This window comes from Labilithrix luteola (assembly GCF_001263205.1).
GTDB classification, from domain to species: Bacteria; Myxococcota_A; Polyangia; order Polyangiales; family Polyangiaceae; genus Labilithrix; species Labilithrix luteola.
The window spans coordinates 2,986,824-3,002,586 of the sequence record NZ_CP012333.1 but is presented as its reverse complement, the minus strand read 5'-3'; the positions used below and the strand labels follow the sequence as shown (position 1 = coordinate 3,002,586).

The window sequence follows — 15,763 nt, the reverse complement described above, 5'->3', positions numbered from 1 at the left end:
CCCTGACGCGACGCGTCTCTCTTGGCATGTTCGGCGTGACGGAATGCCTCAATCTTCCTCGCACTCGGTCCTCGCACGCGCAGCGTCGAGGTTCTTCCTTCCGCATCGTCGCCGTATTGCGCTGATCCTCGTTCTCGCGCTCAGCACCTCGGTGCTCGCGGTCTCCGAACCGCTTCTTTACAAGCTGATCGTCGACTCACTCGGCTCCGGCTTTTCGGGCATCACCATCGCGCTGCTCGTGTGTCTCGCGGTAGCGCTCGTGACGCGCGAAGGGCTTGCTGCGCTCATCGAGTTCACGGTTTCGAAGATCCGCATCGCGCTGAACTTCGACATGCTGAAGGAGACGAACGACCGGCTCCATTCGCTCCCCGTCGACCATCACGGCGGCGAGAGCTCGGGCGCGGTCCTCTCGCGTATCGAGCGCGGCGTTGCCGGTTCCGTTCAGGCGTTCTCCGAGATCGCTCTGCACCTCGTCCCTTCGCTCGCCTACCTCGCGCTCTCGGCCATCATCATGGTGAGGCTCGAGTGGCACCTCACGCTTGTCGTGCTCGCGTTCGCGCCCGTGCCGGCTCTGCTCGGTGCCTGGGCGTCGCACGAACAGATCGACCGCGAGCGCGCGCTGATGAGCCGCTGGGTGCGCATCTTCGGGCGCCTCAACGAGGTTCTGTCCGGCATCACGGTCATTCGCAGCTTCGTGAAGGAAGAAGACGAGAAACGTCGCTTCTTGAGTGGCGTGCACGACGCAAACGCCATTGCCCGACGTGGGTTCAGCCGAGATGCTCGCGTCAACGCGACGAAGAACGCGACCATGGCTGTCGCTCGTGTTTGCGCGGTCGCGCTCGGTGGTTGCCTCGTTGCGCGCCATGACATCTCGCTCGGAACGCTCCTCGCGTTCCTCGGTTACGTCGGCGGCGTGTTCGCGCCGGTGCAGGCGCTGACCGGCATGTATCAGACGGTGCGCAAGGGCAGCGTTGCGCTCGAAGCCGTCTCCTCGATTCTCGACGCTCAGGATTCGGTCGGAGACTGCCCGGGCGCGCGGGACGCCGAACACCTTCGCGGTGACGTCACGTTCGAAAACGTCAGCTTCGCATATCGCAAGGGGCCCAAGGTTCTGCGCGACGTCCATTTGCGCGTTCGTGCAGGGGAGACCGTCGCCTTGGTCGGACGAAGCGGCGCCGGCAAGAGCACGCTCATGGCGCTCTTGCAGCGACTCTATGATCCCGACGGCGGGCGCATCCTGCTCGATGGCGTCGACATGCGTTCCTACAAGCAGAAGTCGCTGCGCTCGCAGATCGGCGTCGTGATGCAGGATGGCGTTCTCTTCGACGACACGATTCGCGACAACATCGCCTTCGGCCGTCCTGGTGCGAGCTTCGAGGAGATCGAGGAGGCGGCACGTGCAGCCCATGCGCACGAGTTCATCGTGAAGCTCCCGCAGGGCTACGACACCCGCGTTGGCTACGGTGGCAGCCTGCTCTCCGGCGGCGAACGCCAGCGTATTGCGATTGCTCGAGCCCTGCTCAAAGACGCGCCCATTCTCGTGCTCGACGAAGCAACGAGCGCGCTCGACGCCGAGAGCGAGGACCTCGTTCGTGAGGCTCTCGAGCGACTCACGAAGGGCCGAACGACGTTCGTTATCGCGCACCGTGCGAGCGCGCTCGTCCAGGCCGACCGTATTGCCTTCGTCGAAGGCGGGACCATTGTCGAAGCTGGAACGCACCGCGAGCTCGTTCGTTCGCGCGGTCCGTACTCGAAGCTCATCGACCGGCAGGTTCGTACGCTCGAGGCCGTCTCCGTCTGATACGGCAGAGGCCGAGGGCCAGCGCTGCCCCAGGTCGTGGCGATGTGGTGCCGCGCTCGTGCACGGCGAGGGCGCGAACGACGCTCGTCCGCGACCTTCCATCGCATGGGCCCACGCGTTGCACTCGCTCCTGGTGAGTCGCGTCGCGCGACGGAATCAGGGGGGAAATATCGCGATCGGCATGCGTGGGTGAGGGGGTCGCACGGGCATTGCACTCCGCAGCGTCCGGAAGGAGGCTCCATGAAGAAGACCATCCGATGGCTGGGTGTGCTCGCGATCGCGAGTGTGCCCGTGTTCGCGTCGTGGGCGTGTTCAGGGGAACAAGGTTCGGAAAACACATCGTCGTCCGAGGGTGCCCTGAAGGGATCACAGAACACAGGCAGCACCACACCGGTCATTCCGACCAGCGAGACAGCCGCGACGTTCGACACGAAAGCGGTGGGGAGCATCGCGATCGTCCTCAATAACGACGAGGTTACGCAGAGCCAGCTTGCCGTGAGTCGCACGCAGAACAATGACGTGAAGACCTACGCGAACAATATGGTGACCCAGCGTCAACAAGCACTGAAGACGCTCGAGTCGATCAGCGGCTTCGACGACAATCCGCAGGAGACGCTCAACGTGGGCTCGGCCGAGAACGACCGGACCGCGGGTGAGTTCGCACGAACCGATGGGTTCACGACCAATGATCTCCAGAATGTGATCGCAGGGAACTTCGACTTCACCTACATGACGGCGGAGATCAACAATCAGGCGAAGCTGCTGTCGATTATCGATCGTTCGCTCATGCCGAGCCTGACAAACGAGGCTACGAGCGGCGATGCGCAGGATGCAGCGGCGCCCGTTGCTGGAGCCAATAAGCAACTTCAAACGGAGCTCACGCAACTTCGCGCTCAAGTCGCGACTGATCTTGTCAATGCATTGAACTTGCAGAAGGTCATTCGCGATACCGAGCCGCCTGCTGGTCGTGCCGACGCCGGCGCCGACTCGGGCGCGGACAGCGGACAACCCGACGCAGCGCAGGACGCGGCGGCGGATGCCCAGCCCGATACCGGCGCCGACGCCGAGACCGACGCTGGCGCAGACAGCGGCGCAGACAGCGGTGCCGACAGCGGCGCAGACAGCGGTCACGCAGACAGTGGCGCAGACAGCGGCGCCACCGACTCCGGCGGCGGCGGCTGATCCTGCTGCTCAGCATCCAATCCGTGTGAGGAAGGGACGATCGGTGGCGAGAGGTCGCCGATCGTCCCTTCGATTGTGGGAGTGCCCGTGGACGCGTACGCTTCGACGCGATGCGAGTCCTCGTCGCCGCGTTCGCGAGCATCGTTTTCGCGAGCAGCGCAGGCTGTGCGGGCGGGATGGGCGCGTCGACTTCGCGCTTGTCACCGTCGTTTCTCCGGCAAAATACCGTGAGCGTGCACGTGGAAGCGTCTCCGCGCATTGCCGAGCTGTTCGGCGCCGTGGCCGAGCGTATGAAACAGAGCGGCAAGGCCGAGCTCGCGGAGTTCTTCACGGCCCAAACAGGTGGCGCGTTCGGCAGCGGCTTTGCCGTTCGACGAGGCGGCGAGACGTTCATCGTCACCAATCGCCACGTGGTCGACTTCGCCGACGAAGCAGAGATTTCCGTCGACGGTTCGAACGAGGCCGTTCCCGTCGACGTCATCTATGCCGACAAGGACTACGACCTCGCGGTGCTCTCGTTTCGTGAGCAGGCACCACGCAATCTTCCGGGGCTTCGCCTCTCGAGCACGCACGCCCATGACCTGGAGACCGTCATCGCGACGGGGTATCCGGGGCTCGACGGGCGACCGTCTTACCAAATCACGCGCGGCCAGATTTCGAACGAGCGATTTTCCGCCACGTCACGCGGCCACACCATCACGCTTCTTCAGCACACCGCGCCGATCGACCCAGGCAGCAGCGGCGGGCCGCTCGCCAACGAGAGCGGTGCCGTCGTCGGCGTGAACTTCGTCAAGTACGAAGGTCGTGACAACGTCTATCTGGCCATCCCGGTCGATGCCGTCAGTCGTGTGATCGACGCCGCGCTGGAGACGAAGCGTGGCCTCGCGAACGTTCCCTGGCTCGTCGATCGCCTCGGAAAATCGTGCGGAACGCTCGTGGGCGGACTTCGACACGAGGGCGAGCCGTCGGTCGACGTCTACGATCTCATCACGAACGACGTCATCGCCGAGCGCGGCTTCGAGAGCGTCGAGGCGATGAGCAAGAGGGAGACGAAGGCCAACCGTGAAGAGCTCTGGTCGGCCTTCGTCGAGAACCCGACGGCCATCATGCGCGTCGCGGTCGCCGAGCGTCTCTGGAAGGAGGCTCACGGCAAAGAAGGTTTGCCGGTCACCTGCCTGCCGCTCCAGCAAGATCCGAAGTCGGACACGCTGCGGCTACTCGTGAAGTTCGAGCGAGGCACACGCGAGACGTTCTGGCGCTTCGAGCAAGGCTCGTGGAAGCTCGCGGCGTTCGACAAGATGATCGGGACGCCGCCCTCCAAACCGACGAAACGCCGCAAACGCTAGCTCAGTTGGGGCTGGCCGACTTTCGCGCCGTGAGGGAGATGCGCTTGCGCGGCAGGTCCACTCCGAGGACGACGACGTCGAGCCGGTCACCCACTTTGACGACCTCGTGCGGATCGCGGACGAATCGATCGGCGAGCTGCGAGACGTGGACGAGCCCGTCCTGGTGGACGCCGATGTCCACGAACGCACCGAATGCGGTCACGTTGGTGACGACCCCCGAGAGCTTCATGCCTTCCTTGACGTCTTCGATGGTGCGCACGTCGTCGCGGAAAGCAGGCGCTTCGAATGCTGCGCGCGGATCTCGACCAGGTTTGGCCAGCTCCTTCGCGATGTCTTCGAGCGTGGGGAGGCCCACGTCCTTCGTCACGTACTTGGACCACGGAATCTTCTTGGCGAGCTCGGCATTGCCGACGAGCGCGCTCAGCTCCACGCCTGCGTCCTTGGCGATCTTCTCGACGAGGGCGTAACGCTCGGGGTGGACGGCGCTCGCATCGAGCGGATTCTTCGCGCCGCGGATGCGCACGAAGCCGGCCGCTTGCTCGAAGGCCTTGGGGCCGAGCCCGGAGACGTCGAGGAGTTCTTTTCGCGAACGGAAGGCGCCGTTCTTGTCGCGGTGCGCGACGACCTTCTTGGCGAGCGAGTTCGAGAGACCGGCGACGCGCGACAGAAGAAGCGCGCTTGCCGTGTTGAGCTCCACCCCGACGGCGTTCACGCAGCTCTCGATGACCTCGTCGAGCTTCTTCTTGAGAAGGGGCTGATGGACGTCGTGTTGGTATTGGCCGACGCCGATCGACTTGGGGTCGACCTTCACGAGCTCGGCCAGCGGATCCTGCAGGCGTCGAGCGATCGACACCGCGCCGCGTACGGTCAGGTCGACGTCGGGCAGTTCTTCGCGCGCCACGTCGCTTGCCGAGTAGACGCTCGCGCCCGACTCGCTCACCAGAACGACCATCGGCTCGGCCTTTGCGCCGGCCTTCTTTTCAGCGGCGAGGAGATCACGGCAGAAGTCGGCGGTCTCGCGCCCGTGCGTGCCATTGCCGACGGCGATGGCCGACGGCTTGTACTTGGAAATGAGCTCACGCACGGTCTTCTTCGCGTGCTCGAGCGCGGCGGGCCCTTGCACGAGATTGATCAAGGTGTGCGTGACGAGCTTGCCGGTGTCGTCGACGATGACGCACTTGCAGCCGGTGCGCTGGCCGGGGTCGATGCCGAGAACGACGTGCCGTCCGAAGGGCGCTGCGAGCAGCAGCTCTTTGAGATTCTGGGCGAACACCTTGACCGCGTCGATGTCGGCCTGCTCCTTGAGCTCCGCGCGCACGTCGGACTCGACGGAGGGAAGGACGAGCCGCTTCTGCGCGTCGTGGACGGCCTCTTCGAGCTGTCCGCCGAACGGCGAGTTGCGCTTCACGCCCACGCGCGCGACGAGATCGCGTCCGAGCGCCTCTTCGTCCACGGCGACCTTCATGCGCAAGACGCCTTCTTCTTCGCCGCGAAGGATTGCCAGGAGCCGGTGCGAGGGAATCGTCCGGCGCTTCTCGGCGAATTCGTAATAGGCTTCGAACTTCGTCGGAGCCTTGGTTTTCGCGGCCACGGCGCGTGTCTGCACGGCGGCTTCACGGTCGAACCGAGCGCGCACGACCGAGCGGACGTCGGGTCGCTCGGCGATGGTCTCGGCAACGATGTCGCGTGCGCCAGCGAGCGCCGCCGCCGTATCCGCAACTTCCTTCTTTGCGTCGACGTACGCTCGCGCGTCGGCGTCGGGATTGCCGCTGGTGGGCTGTGCGAGAATGCGGTTGGCCAGAGGCTCGAGCCCGCGCTCGCGAGCAATGAGAGCGCGCGTTCGGCGCTTCGGCTTGAAGGGGAGGTAGAGGTCCTCGAGGGCCGACTTCACCCATGCGTTCTCGATCGCGGCTCGCAGCTGGGGCGTGAGTTTTCCCTGCTCGTCGATCGCGGCGAGGATGGTCTGCTTGCGTGCGTCGAGCTCGAGGAGGTACTCGCGCTTCTCTTCGATGGCGCGCACGGCAACCTCGTCAAGCCCGCCCGACTGCTCTTTTCGGTAGCGCGCGATGAACGGTACGGTCGCGCCCTCGGCGAGGAGCCGAACCACGGCGCGGATGGCGTTCACATCGAGCCGGAGCTCTTCGGCGATGCGAGCAGAAGGGTCGAACGTGGTCTCGCTCTGGGCTCGATCGGTCATGGCCCCGCGAGACATAGCGCGACTTCGTCAGCGCGTGGAGTTTCCGCCGTGGCATGCTTCGTCCGGCGCATGACGACGATGACGGAAAAGCTCTACTGGTCCGATCCCTTCGCCACGACCTTCGAAGCCGAGGGCCTGACCTTGTCGGCGTTCGAAGGTCGGCCCTCGGTGGTCCTCGCGAAGACCCTCTTCTATCCGGAAGGTGGGGGTCAGCTCGGCGACGCGGGGACGATCGTGGTCGGCGGGGTGAACCTCGCCGTCGCGGATACGCAAGTCGACGACGCCGGAGTGATTCACCACGTTCTCGCGGAGGCGCCCGTTCCCGAGCTCGAGGAGCTGGCGCGTGGCGCGGCGACGGCCGTTCGCGGAACCATCGACGATAGGCGGCGTCGTGATCACATGGCGATTCACACCGCCCAGCATGCGCTCTCGCGTGCGGTCGCGGACGAAGCCAGCGCCACCACGGTCTCGTCGCGTCTCGGCGCGAGCATCTGCACGATCGACGTCTCGAGGCCGAGCCTCGCCGACGCGGACCTCGCGCGCGCCGAAGATCTCGTCAACGCCGTCGTCATGAACGACGTTCCGGTGCACGCCCAATTTCCGACGCCTGAAGAGCTTGCGTCGATGGACCTGCGCAAGCAGCCGAACATGGCCAAGGCGGCGGCCGGCGTGCGCGTCATCACCATCGAAGGCTTCGACATCACTCCGTGCGGAGGTACGCACTGCACTCGAACGGGCCAGATCGGGCAGGTAAGGATCGTCGGCACCGAGAAGTACAAGGGCATGCTGCGAATCAGCTTCCACGCGGGGCGCCGCGCGTTGGTCGATGCGCGCGCTCGTCACGACGTCCTCTCCACGTTGGCATCGAGCCTCACGTGCGGTGTGTTCGACGTTCCTCAGGCCGTCACGAAGCTCCGCACCGACCTCAAGGGCCTTCGCACCGAGCTCGATGCGGCTCGCGCGGAGCTCGCGGCGCTCTTCGCCAAAGAGATCTTGTCGACGGTCCCGACGGGAACGCCCCACGTGATCGCCGTGGCTCGCCCGGCTGACGATCTCGCCTCCTTGCGCACACTCGCCGGCAAGCTCGCCGAGAGCCCGGACCTCGTCGTCATCGTCACCGGCACCGACGCTGCGAGCGGGGATCTCGTGCTCGTGGTCCAGCGCGGGGGCTCGTCGAAGTTTGATTGCGGCGCGTTCGTTCAGTCCCAGGCCAAGGCTCAGGGAGGACGCGGCGGTGGACGACCCGAGCGCGCCGAAGGGCGGTTTCCCTCCGCGACGTCGCTGGACGCGCTCGCTTCGGCCGCGAAGCTCGCGCTCGCTGACAGCGCAACACAGTTGCGCTGATTGAATAGTCAACCGGAGTTCGCGACAGACTTGCGCAAAGGACCGAGGATTTCGGGGCCCTCGCCCACCGTGGGCCCCGAAATCCTCGGTCCACGCAAGTGGTCGCCGCAGGAGCGAAGTAGAGGCGCACCCGCGCGCACCTTCCATACGCGCGAGCGCCGCCACGTCTATCGTTCCACGCGCTTCGGGGTATCCTGGTCGAGGGGGAAGCGCTTCTCGTCGATCATGGTTCGTCCAGCCGCTCCCGCACGCATGCCGGCCCTCGTAGGAGGCCGATTCCGAGTCGACGGACTCATCCATCAATCGGCGACCTCCGTCATCTACGACACCACGCACCGCAATGGGGTGCGGGCCTGGATCAAGGTGCCGCTCGCGCGCGAGCACGTCGACGGCATCCGGCGCGAGGGCCTGCTCGCGAACGCCATCGGTACGGTGCTGAGGGTCCGCGACGACGGAACCGGTGAAGACGGGTTGCCTTATCTCGTCCTCGAAGCGTGCAACGCCGAGAGCATTGCCTCGTCGCTGGAGAAGGCGCGCGGGCCGTTCGCGTTCGATCGCGCGATGCGCATCGGACACTCGCTCGCATCGATGATCGCGGCGATGCACAAGGCCGGTTTCACTTCCGGCGGTCTCGACGGCGAGACGGTCGTGACGACGAAAGACGGATCGGTTGGCCTTCTCTCGCTCGACGGAAGCGTGCCGTTGAACGAGGGCGCGGTCCTCGATGACGTGCGCCAGGTGGCTTCGCTCGTCCACGAGATGCTGACGGGAAAGGCGCGTGCGGCTTCGGACACGACGCTTGCGTCGGTGCCCAACCTTCCAGCGAACGTCACGCAGGCGGTCGATCAAGCGTGGGCTGGGAACATCCGCACCGTCGCGGACTTCCTCGCGGGCCTCGGTGGCATCGGCGCTCCACGAGCGCCGGCGTCGCAAAAGCTCGCCAACGCGATGGCTGCCGAGCCTGCGCCCGAGACGCCCATCGCCGTTCAGCTGCCGGTCGTCGAGCGCGACAGCTCGATCATGGCGTACCTGAAGTCCGACGAAGTCGTGAACATCGTCGCACCGCCGGTGCCGCGTCCGACCGTGAAGCACGAGATGCGGTCGCCGCTCACGTCGTCGTTCGAGCTTCCTCGTCACGTGCAGGCGGTCGCGCCGCAGTCCGAAAGGAAGTCGGGCGCATCGTCGCGCGCCATCATGCTCATGGTCGGTATCCCGCTGGTGCTCGTCGTGGCAGGCGTCTCCGTGCTTGCGACGGGCAGTTCGGCTTCGAGCAAGACCGTTTCCTCGGCAGTTCCCTCACCGAAGGCCGCCGAGCCCTCGGTGAAGGCGAGCGCGGCCCCGAGCAGTGCGCCGAGTGCGGTGGCAAGTGCACCCAAGCCGGTCGCTCTCGACGACGCGCCCGTGGACGACCTCGACGATCCCAAGGTCGACGCCGCCGCGATGCCCACGGCCGCATCGAGCGCAGCGAAGGCAGCCGAGCCAGCGCCTGCCGTCAGCGAAGCGGCGGCCAAGGAGCCGCCCAAGCCGCCCGCCGATCTCGATGCCAAGACCGGAGCACTCCGCACCGAGAATGCACCGGCCGATCGACGCGTCTTCGTCGACGGCAAAGTGGTCGGGCAGACGCCGCTCGACGTGCGCTTGCCATGCGGCAACCACGACGTGAAGATCGGAAGCTCGGCGACTCCGCACGCGACCTCCATTCCCTGTGGCGGCGTACGGACGGTGCGCTTCGACGGCGGCCGTATGATCTGGGAGTGAGCCGTCAGGGAGCGTCGCTGCAGCAGCGCAAGCCCTGCTGGTAGAACACGTGCGCTTCGCCGTGTGCGCGCGTCGACGGCCGACAGCGTGTTCGCACGGGGCCCCAGTAGCCACCTTTGAGGATCGACTTTCGGCCGGAGACGGACGACTGCGTCCACTCGTCGACGTTGCCGGTCATGTCGTAGACGCCATAGACGCTCTTGCAGCGCGGCTGCGTTCCCGAGGGCACGCCTTGCCATAGCTTGTCGAGCTCGGCGACCAGCGTAGCCTTGTTCCCGTACGCCTTGGGATCGAAGGCGCGCCAAGGCCGATCGGTGATGCACGCGTCCTTGTCGCGATCGAAACCGTACGGGTAGGGGGACGCCTCTTCACCCTCGCACGCGAACGTCCATTCCTCCTCCGTGCAGAGGCGCTTGCCGACGTTCTTGCAGACCGTATTGGCCTCGAACCAGTTCACGTAGACGACCGGGTATTCGCCTTTGCGATTGGGAAACTCGAAGCGGTCGATGCAGAAGTGCATGTCCTTCGTGGGCAGCTTGTCGCGAACGACCTGCCATCGCTCTTTCGAGAACGACGCGCAGCGCTCGGGAAACTCCCGGTTGATCCAGTTCGTGCACGTGGCCTTCTGCAGCTCGTCGCCGATGGCGGTGACGCGCATCTTGCCCTTCACTTCGACCATGCCCGGCGTGCAGGCCCCGCGTGTTCCTTCGGCCGCGTCGGTGGTCTCGGGAGCTTCGCCCGACGACACGATCTGCCAGTGATTCTCCATCACCTCGCGCCACTCGTGCGACAGCTTCTTCTTGGGCGCTTCGGCCTCGGCGCTTCGCCCGATGAACGCGGCCGCGATGGCGCAGCCCGTCACGAGCAGCGCGGCCGTGCGAATCAAACGAACGCGGGCGTACTGCATGGCGCCGCCAACCTAGCAGTCGAGCTCGAGCGGCGCCACGCGGGCGCCTCGCGTGGGATGCGGCCGATTCGTTGCGACGTTCTACGGGCGGAAGTCCGGTGTCATTGCCGGAGCTTCTTCACCTTCGGACTCGTCTGGTGCATGCGCACGATCGCGAGCGGCAACGTTGCTCCGAGCGTGGGAACCGAGAGTGCCATCAGCACGATGCCGAGGCGATCCGGTCCTGCGAGCATGCGACGCGCGACCAAGCCCGTCACGGTCTTGATCGTGCGCGGGATCTGCTTCTTGTAGACGATCTTCGAGACCTCCTCGCCGTAGCGCGAAGGGCTGGGAACGATCGCGAACGTCGCGCGCAGGCGACGGAACTCCGCCATCATCGTGTTCTCGAGATCGTAGCCATCCGCGACCGCGTCGAGGTCCATGTCGCGTATCAAGCGGGTGCGCGCGAGGAAGTAGCCGTGGAGCACGTCGCTCATGCCCCAGTAGCCGAGCGCCATCTGCAGCACGAACGAGACGCCGCGATTTCCCCAGTACCGGAAGCGGGGCATCTGATCGAGCGACTGCGGGTGCATGAAGCGCGAGCCCTTCGCGACGTCGACCTCGGGGAGCTCCTCGAGGATGGCGCGGAATCGCGCGATCAGCTGCGGCTCGAACTGATTGTCGGACGCGAGAACGCCCATCGCATCGACGTCGTCGTGTTCGAGCAACCAGCGCATGCCGTGCTTGACCGCGCCGCCGATCCCACGGTTCTCCTGGTGGATGACGTGGATCTTGCCGGGGTACTCGCGCGCGAGCTCGTCGGCGATGATGCCCGTGCGATCCGTGCTGCCGTCGTTGACGATGACGAGCCGATCCATGAGGTGGATCGTGCCTTCGACGGTTCGCCGGAGAAGTGCCTCTTCGTTGAGCGCGGGGCTGACGAACGCGATGCGCATGCCTTACCTCTTGCGACGCCAGACGTTGCCGAACCCTTCGGCCTCGAGCGGGCCGACGAGCTCCCAACCCGAGCCTGGACGTCCGAGCTGGTTGGCGAGTGCAGTGCCCGGCCGCGTGTAGACCCAGACGGCACCGATTCGATTGGCTTCGCCGAGAGGATCGTTCGACGAGAGCCAGACGACCTTGTTCGAGTACGCGTTATTCCAGAGCAGCGAGGCGAAGTCGATGTTGTCGAAGCCGACCACGTCGCCGGCCTTCACCTCGCGCTCGCGCGCCAGACCGGTCTCGGGGTTGACGGGCGAGATCATCATCCGCGGGATCTCGTGCGTTCCGACGTCTTGCACTTCACGCTGCGGATACGGCGTTTTCAGCCAGTGGAGCACGTGCTCGGGTGCGTAGACCGAGACGAACGGGGCCTTCTTGGGCGCCCAATGGAGCGTGCAGATCGAGCTGAGTTGCGCAACGATTGCGACACCCATCGCGAGGCGTGAGCCGGTTTGCCGGCCCGAGAGCCAGCAGATGACCGCGCAAAGCATGCCGACCGCGGCCACGTGGTAGCGCGGAATGTGGAGGGCCGGTGAAAGGTAGAGCGAGGCGCCGCCGACGACCGCGAGCACCATGGCGCTCGACGTGGCCTCGTCCGGCGTGCTGGCGCCACCGAGCTTGAAGACGCGTGCGCTCGTTCGTGAGAGCCAGCGCGCCGTGACGAGCAAAATCGCGACGGCGGCGACAGGGAACACGACCCAGGCGTATCCAAAGCCGTAGTCGTTGAGCTGCCAGGTGTGGCCGGGGCTCATCGCCGTGAACGGCGCCGCGAGCATCTTCTTGTAGAAGACGAGGAACGGCTCGTTGAAGTCGATGTTGAGCCGTGATGCACCCGCATCGACCGTGACGATGTTGCCCTTCCAGTGGATGCCGAGCGCGTCGTTGTTGTAGGTGATGATCGGCCAGAGCGGATTCTGGAAGTTCAGCCAGTTGCGCAGGTACGTGATGGCCTGCATGCCGATGAGGCATACGGTGCCAACGAGGACGAGCACGATCGACGCGAGCCCGCCGTTCTCTTTGCGACGCGCCAGAAGCCGGAACAGGAGAACGAGTGAGAGGAGTCCGACCGGGACGATCGACCAGATCTTCGCGCCTACGGCGAGGGTGAGGCCGAGGATGGCGTAGGTGGCGTTCGTGCGATCGAGCTTGGGATGCGTGACGAAGTACGCGGCCGCGAGCAGGAGCGCGCAGGCCTGCGGGTCCACCATCGTGCTCTGCAGCATGCGCACGAAGCCCGGGAAGAGAACGAGGGCGCTCGCCCAGGCCACGCCCGTCACGACGTCTTTCGTGTAGCGACGAGCGAGCGCGAACATGCTCGCCGCGAGGAGCGGCATGAAGGCGACGTTCGTGAGGTCGATCAGTCGACGTCCGCCCCAGATGGCGAACCACGTCTGCGTCATCTCGCAGAGGCGCTGGACGCCGTTGACGACTTGCAGTCCGCTCGGCAGCGGTACGGGCGCAAAGCCGTGGTTCTGGATCGTGAAGCCAGTGAGCGGCTCGTGGTACCAGAGCGCGTCCCAGTCGCGCCACGCCGGGGCGAGGTACGCCGAGAGTGCCATCCAAGGGAAGAGCAGGAGGGCGGCCAGCGCCCCGATCGTGGCGAGCGAGCGGCGCTCCCACGTCTTCATCAGACCTTCGAACGGCAAGAGGGCGAGCTGGCCGGCGCGCTTTCCGATTCCGGCGAGGGCGTGCGTTCCGTCTCCGAGGGGCCTGCTCTCGCTCCGCAGGTGCATGGCGAGCAGGCCGAGCGACAGGACGACGGAGGCGATGCCGAGCGCGGGGCGGGTCAGCAGCCCCATCAGGCCGAGCATGTAGATGGGCGCCACGATGAGCGCGTTCCACACGAGTGAGGCGGCGATCACGGTCTCGGAACGACTGCGGAATGCATTGCCCGTGACCGCGCTCGTCACTGCGAGCGAGGCGACGAGTGCGAGCAAGCTAAAGGCAAAAAGCAGGGCCATCGACGGCGCGGAAGGCTATCACAAGCCGTTCGTCAGGAGCGCCCGCTCACCATCACGGGCGCGGGCGGAGGAACTGCCTTTCCGATTCGCGAAAACCGCGAGCACGACGTAGACGACGGCGACCGCGAGCAGGCTCGTTTCCGGCCCCAGTCGGGGTAGCAGCCCGAAGCCGAACGCGAGCGAGCCGAGGATGGATCCGGCCGTATTCGCAACCGTGAGCTTGCCGACGTCCGCCCCGATGGTTGCGCTGCGCGCCGCCCGAAGGACGAGCGGGAAGGTCGTGCCCATGGAGACGACCGGCAACGCGAGCGCCGCGAAAGCAACGACCGCGCGCACGAGCTCTCGTGCGCCCCACGAACCAAACACCGGATCGAGCAGCACGAAAAGCGAGGGCATCCGCTCCCAGAGAACGACCGAGGCGAGCAGCAAGAGCCCCGAAACCGTCAAGCCGATGGCCATCGCGCCTGCCCCGAAGCGATCGGCGAGCTTCGTGGCGACCGGCGTTCCGAAGCTGAGACAAACGAGGAAGATGGCCAGCATGAGGCCGAAGGCGTAGCCGGTCTTGCCGAGCGCCAATCCGAGAAGGTGCACGAACACGATCTCGCAGCCGAAGACGAGCATGCCGGACGCCGCGCTCAACACGATCGCCTCGCGCATCGGAAAGAACGGCGAAGCGGCACTCTCCGATCCGACTTCTGGGGCGGAGTCCGCCGCGACGGTCGGGAGCTCGATCTCGCGCTCTCGCCCGAGGAGCATCGCCACGATGCCAATCCCGAGGCTCAAGGTGGCCGCACTGCGCATCGTCCACGTCAGGCCGAGGCCGGGAACGATCGCGTAGGCGCAGACGAGCGAGCCGAGGGCGCCGCCCAGCGTATTGATCGCGTAAAGGCGGGCGAGGAGACGCTTGCCGCGGACCGGATCCTCGGAGGCGACGAAGCGCGCGAGGAGCGGGAGCGTTGCGCCCATGCCGGCTGCCGGAACGAGCGCGACGACGACGGCCAGGCCCGCCCGGACGGCGTCGAGCATCGTGAGGGCGTCCGGATGCCTCGCCGCGCACCAGCCGTGCGCCGTGTTCAGGAGCGTGAACCCGAACGGCGCAAGCATGCAGAACGCACCGATGATGGCTTCGGCGATGCCGTACGCCAGGAGTGGCCGACGAATACGCGCGTCGAGGCGGCTGGCGAGGTGAGCACCGAGCGCGAGCCCGCCCATGAAAGCGACAAGGACGGCGCTCGACGCGTACGCCGTCGTCCCGAAGACACCGCCGAGGTACTTGTTGAAGGCCACCTCGTAGACGAGGCCGAGTGCTCCGGAGACGCCATACAGGATGGCGATCAGCGAAAGCGTACGGCGGCGGGGCATCATCGAATTTCGCGCGAGTATAACGAGACCGGGGCTCGAGGGGCCTACGTGGATTTACGTATGGGCCGAACGGCCGCGCTTCATGCCCCCAGTCCTACCTCGACCGCTGTGGGAAGGCACGGAAACGGCGAATCGGAAGCGTCGTGCCCTTGAGGTAGCCGGCTCGATCGTTTAGGAGCTTGGGCGTGCCCTGGGCGCGAGCCATTTTGAAAGGACAGAAGGTCCTTGCGCGCGTGAAAGACGACGGCTCCTTCGACAGTGTCGGGGGGCGGGTCGAGATCCGTTACAAACCGACGGACTCGAGGGCCTATCGCGCAGCTGAACGAAACCTCGAGCGCGTCGAAGGTGAAGCGCTCCTCGGGGACGATGCCGTCGTTCCGGGCGTCGAGATTTCGAAGGACAACGGCAAGGCCGACAAGGCGGATCGGTCCACCAAGCGTAAGGAGGCGGCCGCTGCTGCCGCCACGGCGCCTGGTGCGGTCCCGGCCGGAGCGTGGACGGTCTACGCCGACGGTGCGTGCTCGGGCAATCCCGGTCCGGCCGGGCTCGGGATCGTCATGGTCGCGCCGGATGGCAAGGTTCACGACGGCTTCGAATACCTCGGCGTTGGCACCAACAACATTGCCGAGCTGACTGCGATCCTGCGGGCGGCCGAGCTGCTGCCATCCTCCGCACAGGCGGTCGTCCACACCGATAGCCAGTACTCCATCGGCGTCCTTTCGAAGGGCTGGAAGGCGAAAGCCAACCAGGAGCTCGTTGCCGCCGTCAAAGAAGCGCTCGTGCAGCGCCGTAGCTGGCGTCTCGTCTACGTTCCCGGCCACTCCGGCGTCCCGCTGAACGAACGGGCCGACGAGCTCGCGCGGGAAGCCGTGCGTACGCGTTCCTCGCGCCTGCCGGACCGCCCGGGCTCGTGACGATCCGCTG

Annotated in this window: 11 protein-coding genes; 6 read left to right on the top strand and 5 right to left on the bottom strand. The window is 66.0% G+C overall.

Annotation, left to right across the window (positions count from 1 at the left end; genetic code table 11):
- Positions 1-43: 43 nt before the first annotated feature.
- The 3 genes from AKJ09_RS13590 (at position 44) to AKJ09_RS13580 (ending at position 4,329) form a co-directional block, all read left to right on the top strand.
- The gene (locus AKJ09_RS13590) at positions 44-1,801 is read left to right on the top strand and encodes an ABC transporter ATP-binding protein (RefSeq protein ID WP_146647628.1); all 1,758 of its coding nucleotides are present in this window, start codon (positions 44-46) and stop codon (positions 1,799-1,801) included.
- Positions 1,802-2,068: 267 nt separating this feature from the next.
- The gene (locus tag AKJ09_RS13585) at positions 2,069-2,983 is read left to right on the top strand and encodes a DUF4142 domain-containing protein (protein ID WP_169927520.1); all 915 of its coding nucleotides are present in this window, start codon (positions 2,069-2,071) and stop codon (positions 2,981-2,983) included.
- 110 nt (positions 2,984-3,093) lie between these two features.
- On the top strand, positions 3,094-4,329 hold the full coding sequence (locus tag AKJ09_RS13580; RefSeq protein WP_146647626.1) for a S1C family serine protease: 1,236 nt from the start codon (positions 3,094-3,096) through the stop codon (positions 4,327-4,329).
- Between the two features lies 1 nt (position 4,330).
- On the opposite strand, the gene AKJ09_RS13575 is transcribed toward AKJ09_RS13580, so the two are convergent.
- Positions 4,331-6,526 (bottom strand): Tex family protein, encoded by a 2,196-nt coding sequence (locus AKJ09_RS13575; RefSeq protein ID WP_240488468.1) that lies wholly within the window; start codon positions 6,524-6,526, stop codon positions 4,331-4,333.
- A 48-nt stretch (positions 6,527-6,574) separates the two neighbouring features.
- Between AKJ09_RS13575 and AKJ09_RS13570 the strand changes: the two genes are divergently transcribed.
- Together AKJ09_RS13570 and AKJ09_RS13565 are read left to right on the top strand one after the other, a co-directional pair.
- Entirely contained in the window at positions 6,575-7,870 is a 1,296-nt protein-coding gene (locus AKJ09_RS13570; protein WP_146647624.1) for an alanyl-tRNA editing protein, read from the top strand.
- 225 nt (positions 7,871-8,095) lie between these two features.
- Entirely contained in the window at positions 8,096-9,628 is a 1,533-nt protein-coding gene (locus AKJ09_RS13565) for a PEGA domain-containing protein (RefSeq protein WP_146647623.1), read from the top strand.
- 4 nt (positions 9,629-9,632) lie between these two features.
- Here AKJ09_RS13565 and AKJ09_RS13560 read toward each other — a convergent pair whose 3' ends face one another.
- From AKJ09_RS13560 to AKJ09_RS13545, 4 genes are all read right to left on the bottom strand, one after another.
- Positions 9,633-10,535, bottom strand: a complete 903-nt coding sequence (locus AKJ09_RS13560; RefSeq protein WP_146647622.1) for a formylglycine-generating enzyme family protein — start codon at positions 10,533-10,535, stop codon at positions 9,633-9,635.
- A gap of 101 nt (positions 10,536-10,636) precedes the next feature.
- The gene (locus AKJ09_RS13555) at positions 10,637-11,470 is read right to left on the bottom strand and encodes a glycosyltransferase family 2 protein (protein ID WP_146647621.1); all 834 of its coding nucleotides are present in this window, start codon (positions 11,468-11,470) and stop codon (positions 10,637-10,639) included.
- 3 nt (positions 11,471-11,473) lie between these two features.
- A complete protein-coding gene (locus AKJ09_RS13550; RefSeq protein WP_146647620.1) occupies positions 11,474-13,477 on the bottom strand; it encodes a hypothetical protein in 2,004 nt (667 codons plus the stop codon).
- Positions 13,478-13,495: 18 nt separating this feature from the next.
- Positions 13,496-14,842 carry a spermidine synthase family protein gene (locus tag AKJ09_RS13545; RefSeq protein WP_146647619.1) on the bottom strand — a complete coding sequence of 449 codons (1,347 nt, stop codon included), beginning with the start codon at positions 14,840-14,842 and terminating at the stop codon, positions 13,496-13,498.
- A 182-nt stretch (positions 14,843-15,024) separates the two neighbouring features.
- Here AKJ09_RS13545 and AKJ09_RS13540 point away from each other — a divergent pair, with 182 nt between their 5' ends.
- Positions 15,025-15,753 carry a ribonuclease HI gene (locus AKJ09_RS13540; RefSeq protein WP_146647618.1) on the top strand — a complete coding sequence of 243 codons (729 nt, stop codon included), beginning with the start codon at positions 15,025-15,027 and terminating at the stop codon, positions 15,751-15,753.
- Positions 15,754-15,763 lie beyond the last annotated feature (10 nt).

Excerpts from the sequence above, each read along its gene's own strand:
- AKJ09_RS13575 (WP_240488468.1), bottom strand. The coding sequence starts at position 6,526 with ATGACCGATCGAGCCCAGAGCGAGACCACGTTCGACCCTTCTGCTCGC.
- AKJ09_RS13550 (WP_146647620.1), bottom strand. The coding sequence starts at position 13,477 with ATGGCCCTGCTTTTTGCCTTTAGCTTGCTCGCACTCGTCGCCTCGCTC.
- AKJ09_RS13555 (WP_146647621.1), bottom strand. The coding sequence starts at position 11,470 with ATGCGCATCGCGTTCGTCAGCCCCGCGCTCAACGAAGAGGCACTTCTC.
- AKJ09_RS13580 (WP_146647626.1), top strand. The coding sequence starts at position 3,094 with ATGCGAGTCCTCGTCGCCGCGTTCGCGAGCATCGTTTTCGCGAGCAGC.
- AKJ09_RS13560 (WP_146647622.1), bottom strand. The coding sequence starts at position 10,535 with ATGCAGTACGCCCGCGTTCGTTTGATTCGCACGGCCGCGCTGCTCGTG.
- AKJ09_RS13545 (WP_146647619.1), bottom strand. The coding sequence starts at position 14,842 with ATGATGCCCCGCCGCCGTACGCTTTCGCTGATCGCCATCCTGTATGGC.
- AKJ09_RS13590 (WP_146647628.1), top strand. The coding sequence starts at position 44 with ATGCCTCAATCTTCCTCGCACTCGGTCCTCGCACGCGCAGCGTCGAGG.
- AKJ09_RS13565 (WP_146647623.1), top strand. The coding sequence starts at position 8,096 with ATGGTTCGTCCAGCCGCTCCCGCACGCATGCCGGCCCTCGTAGGAGGC.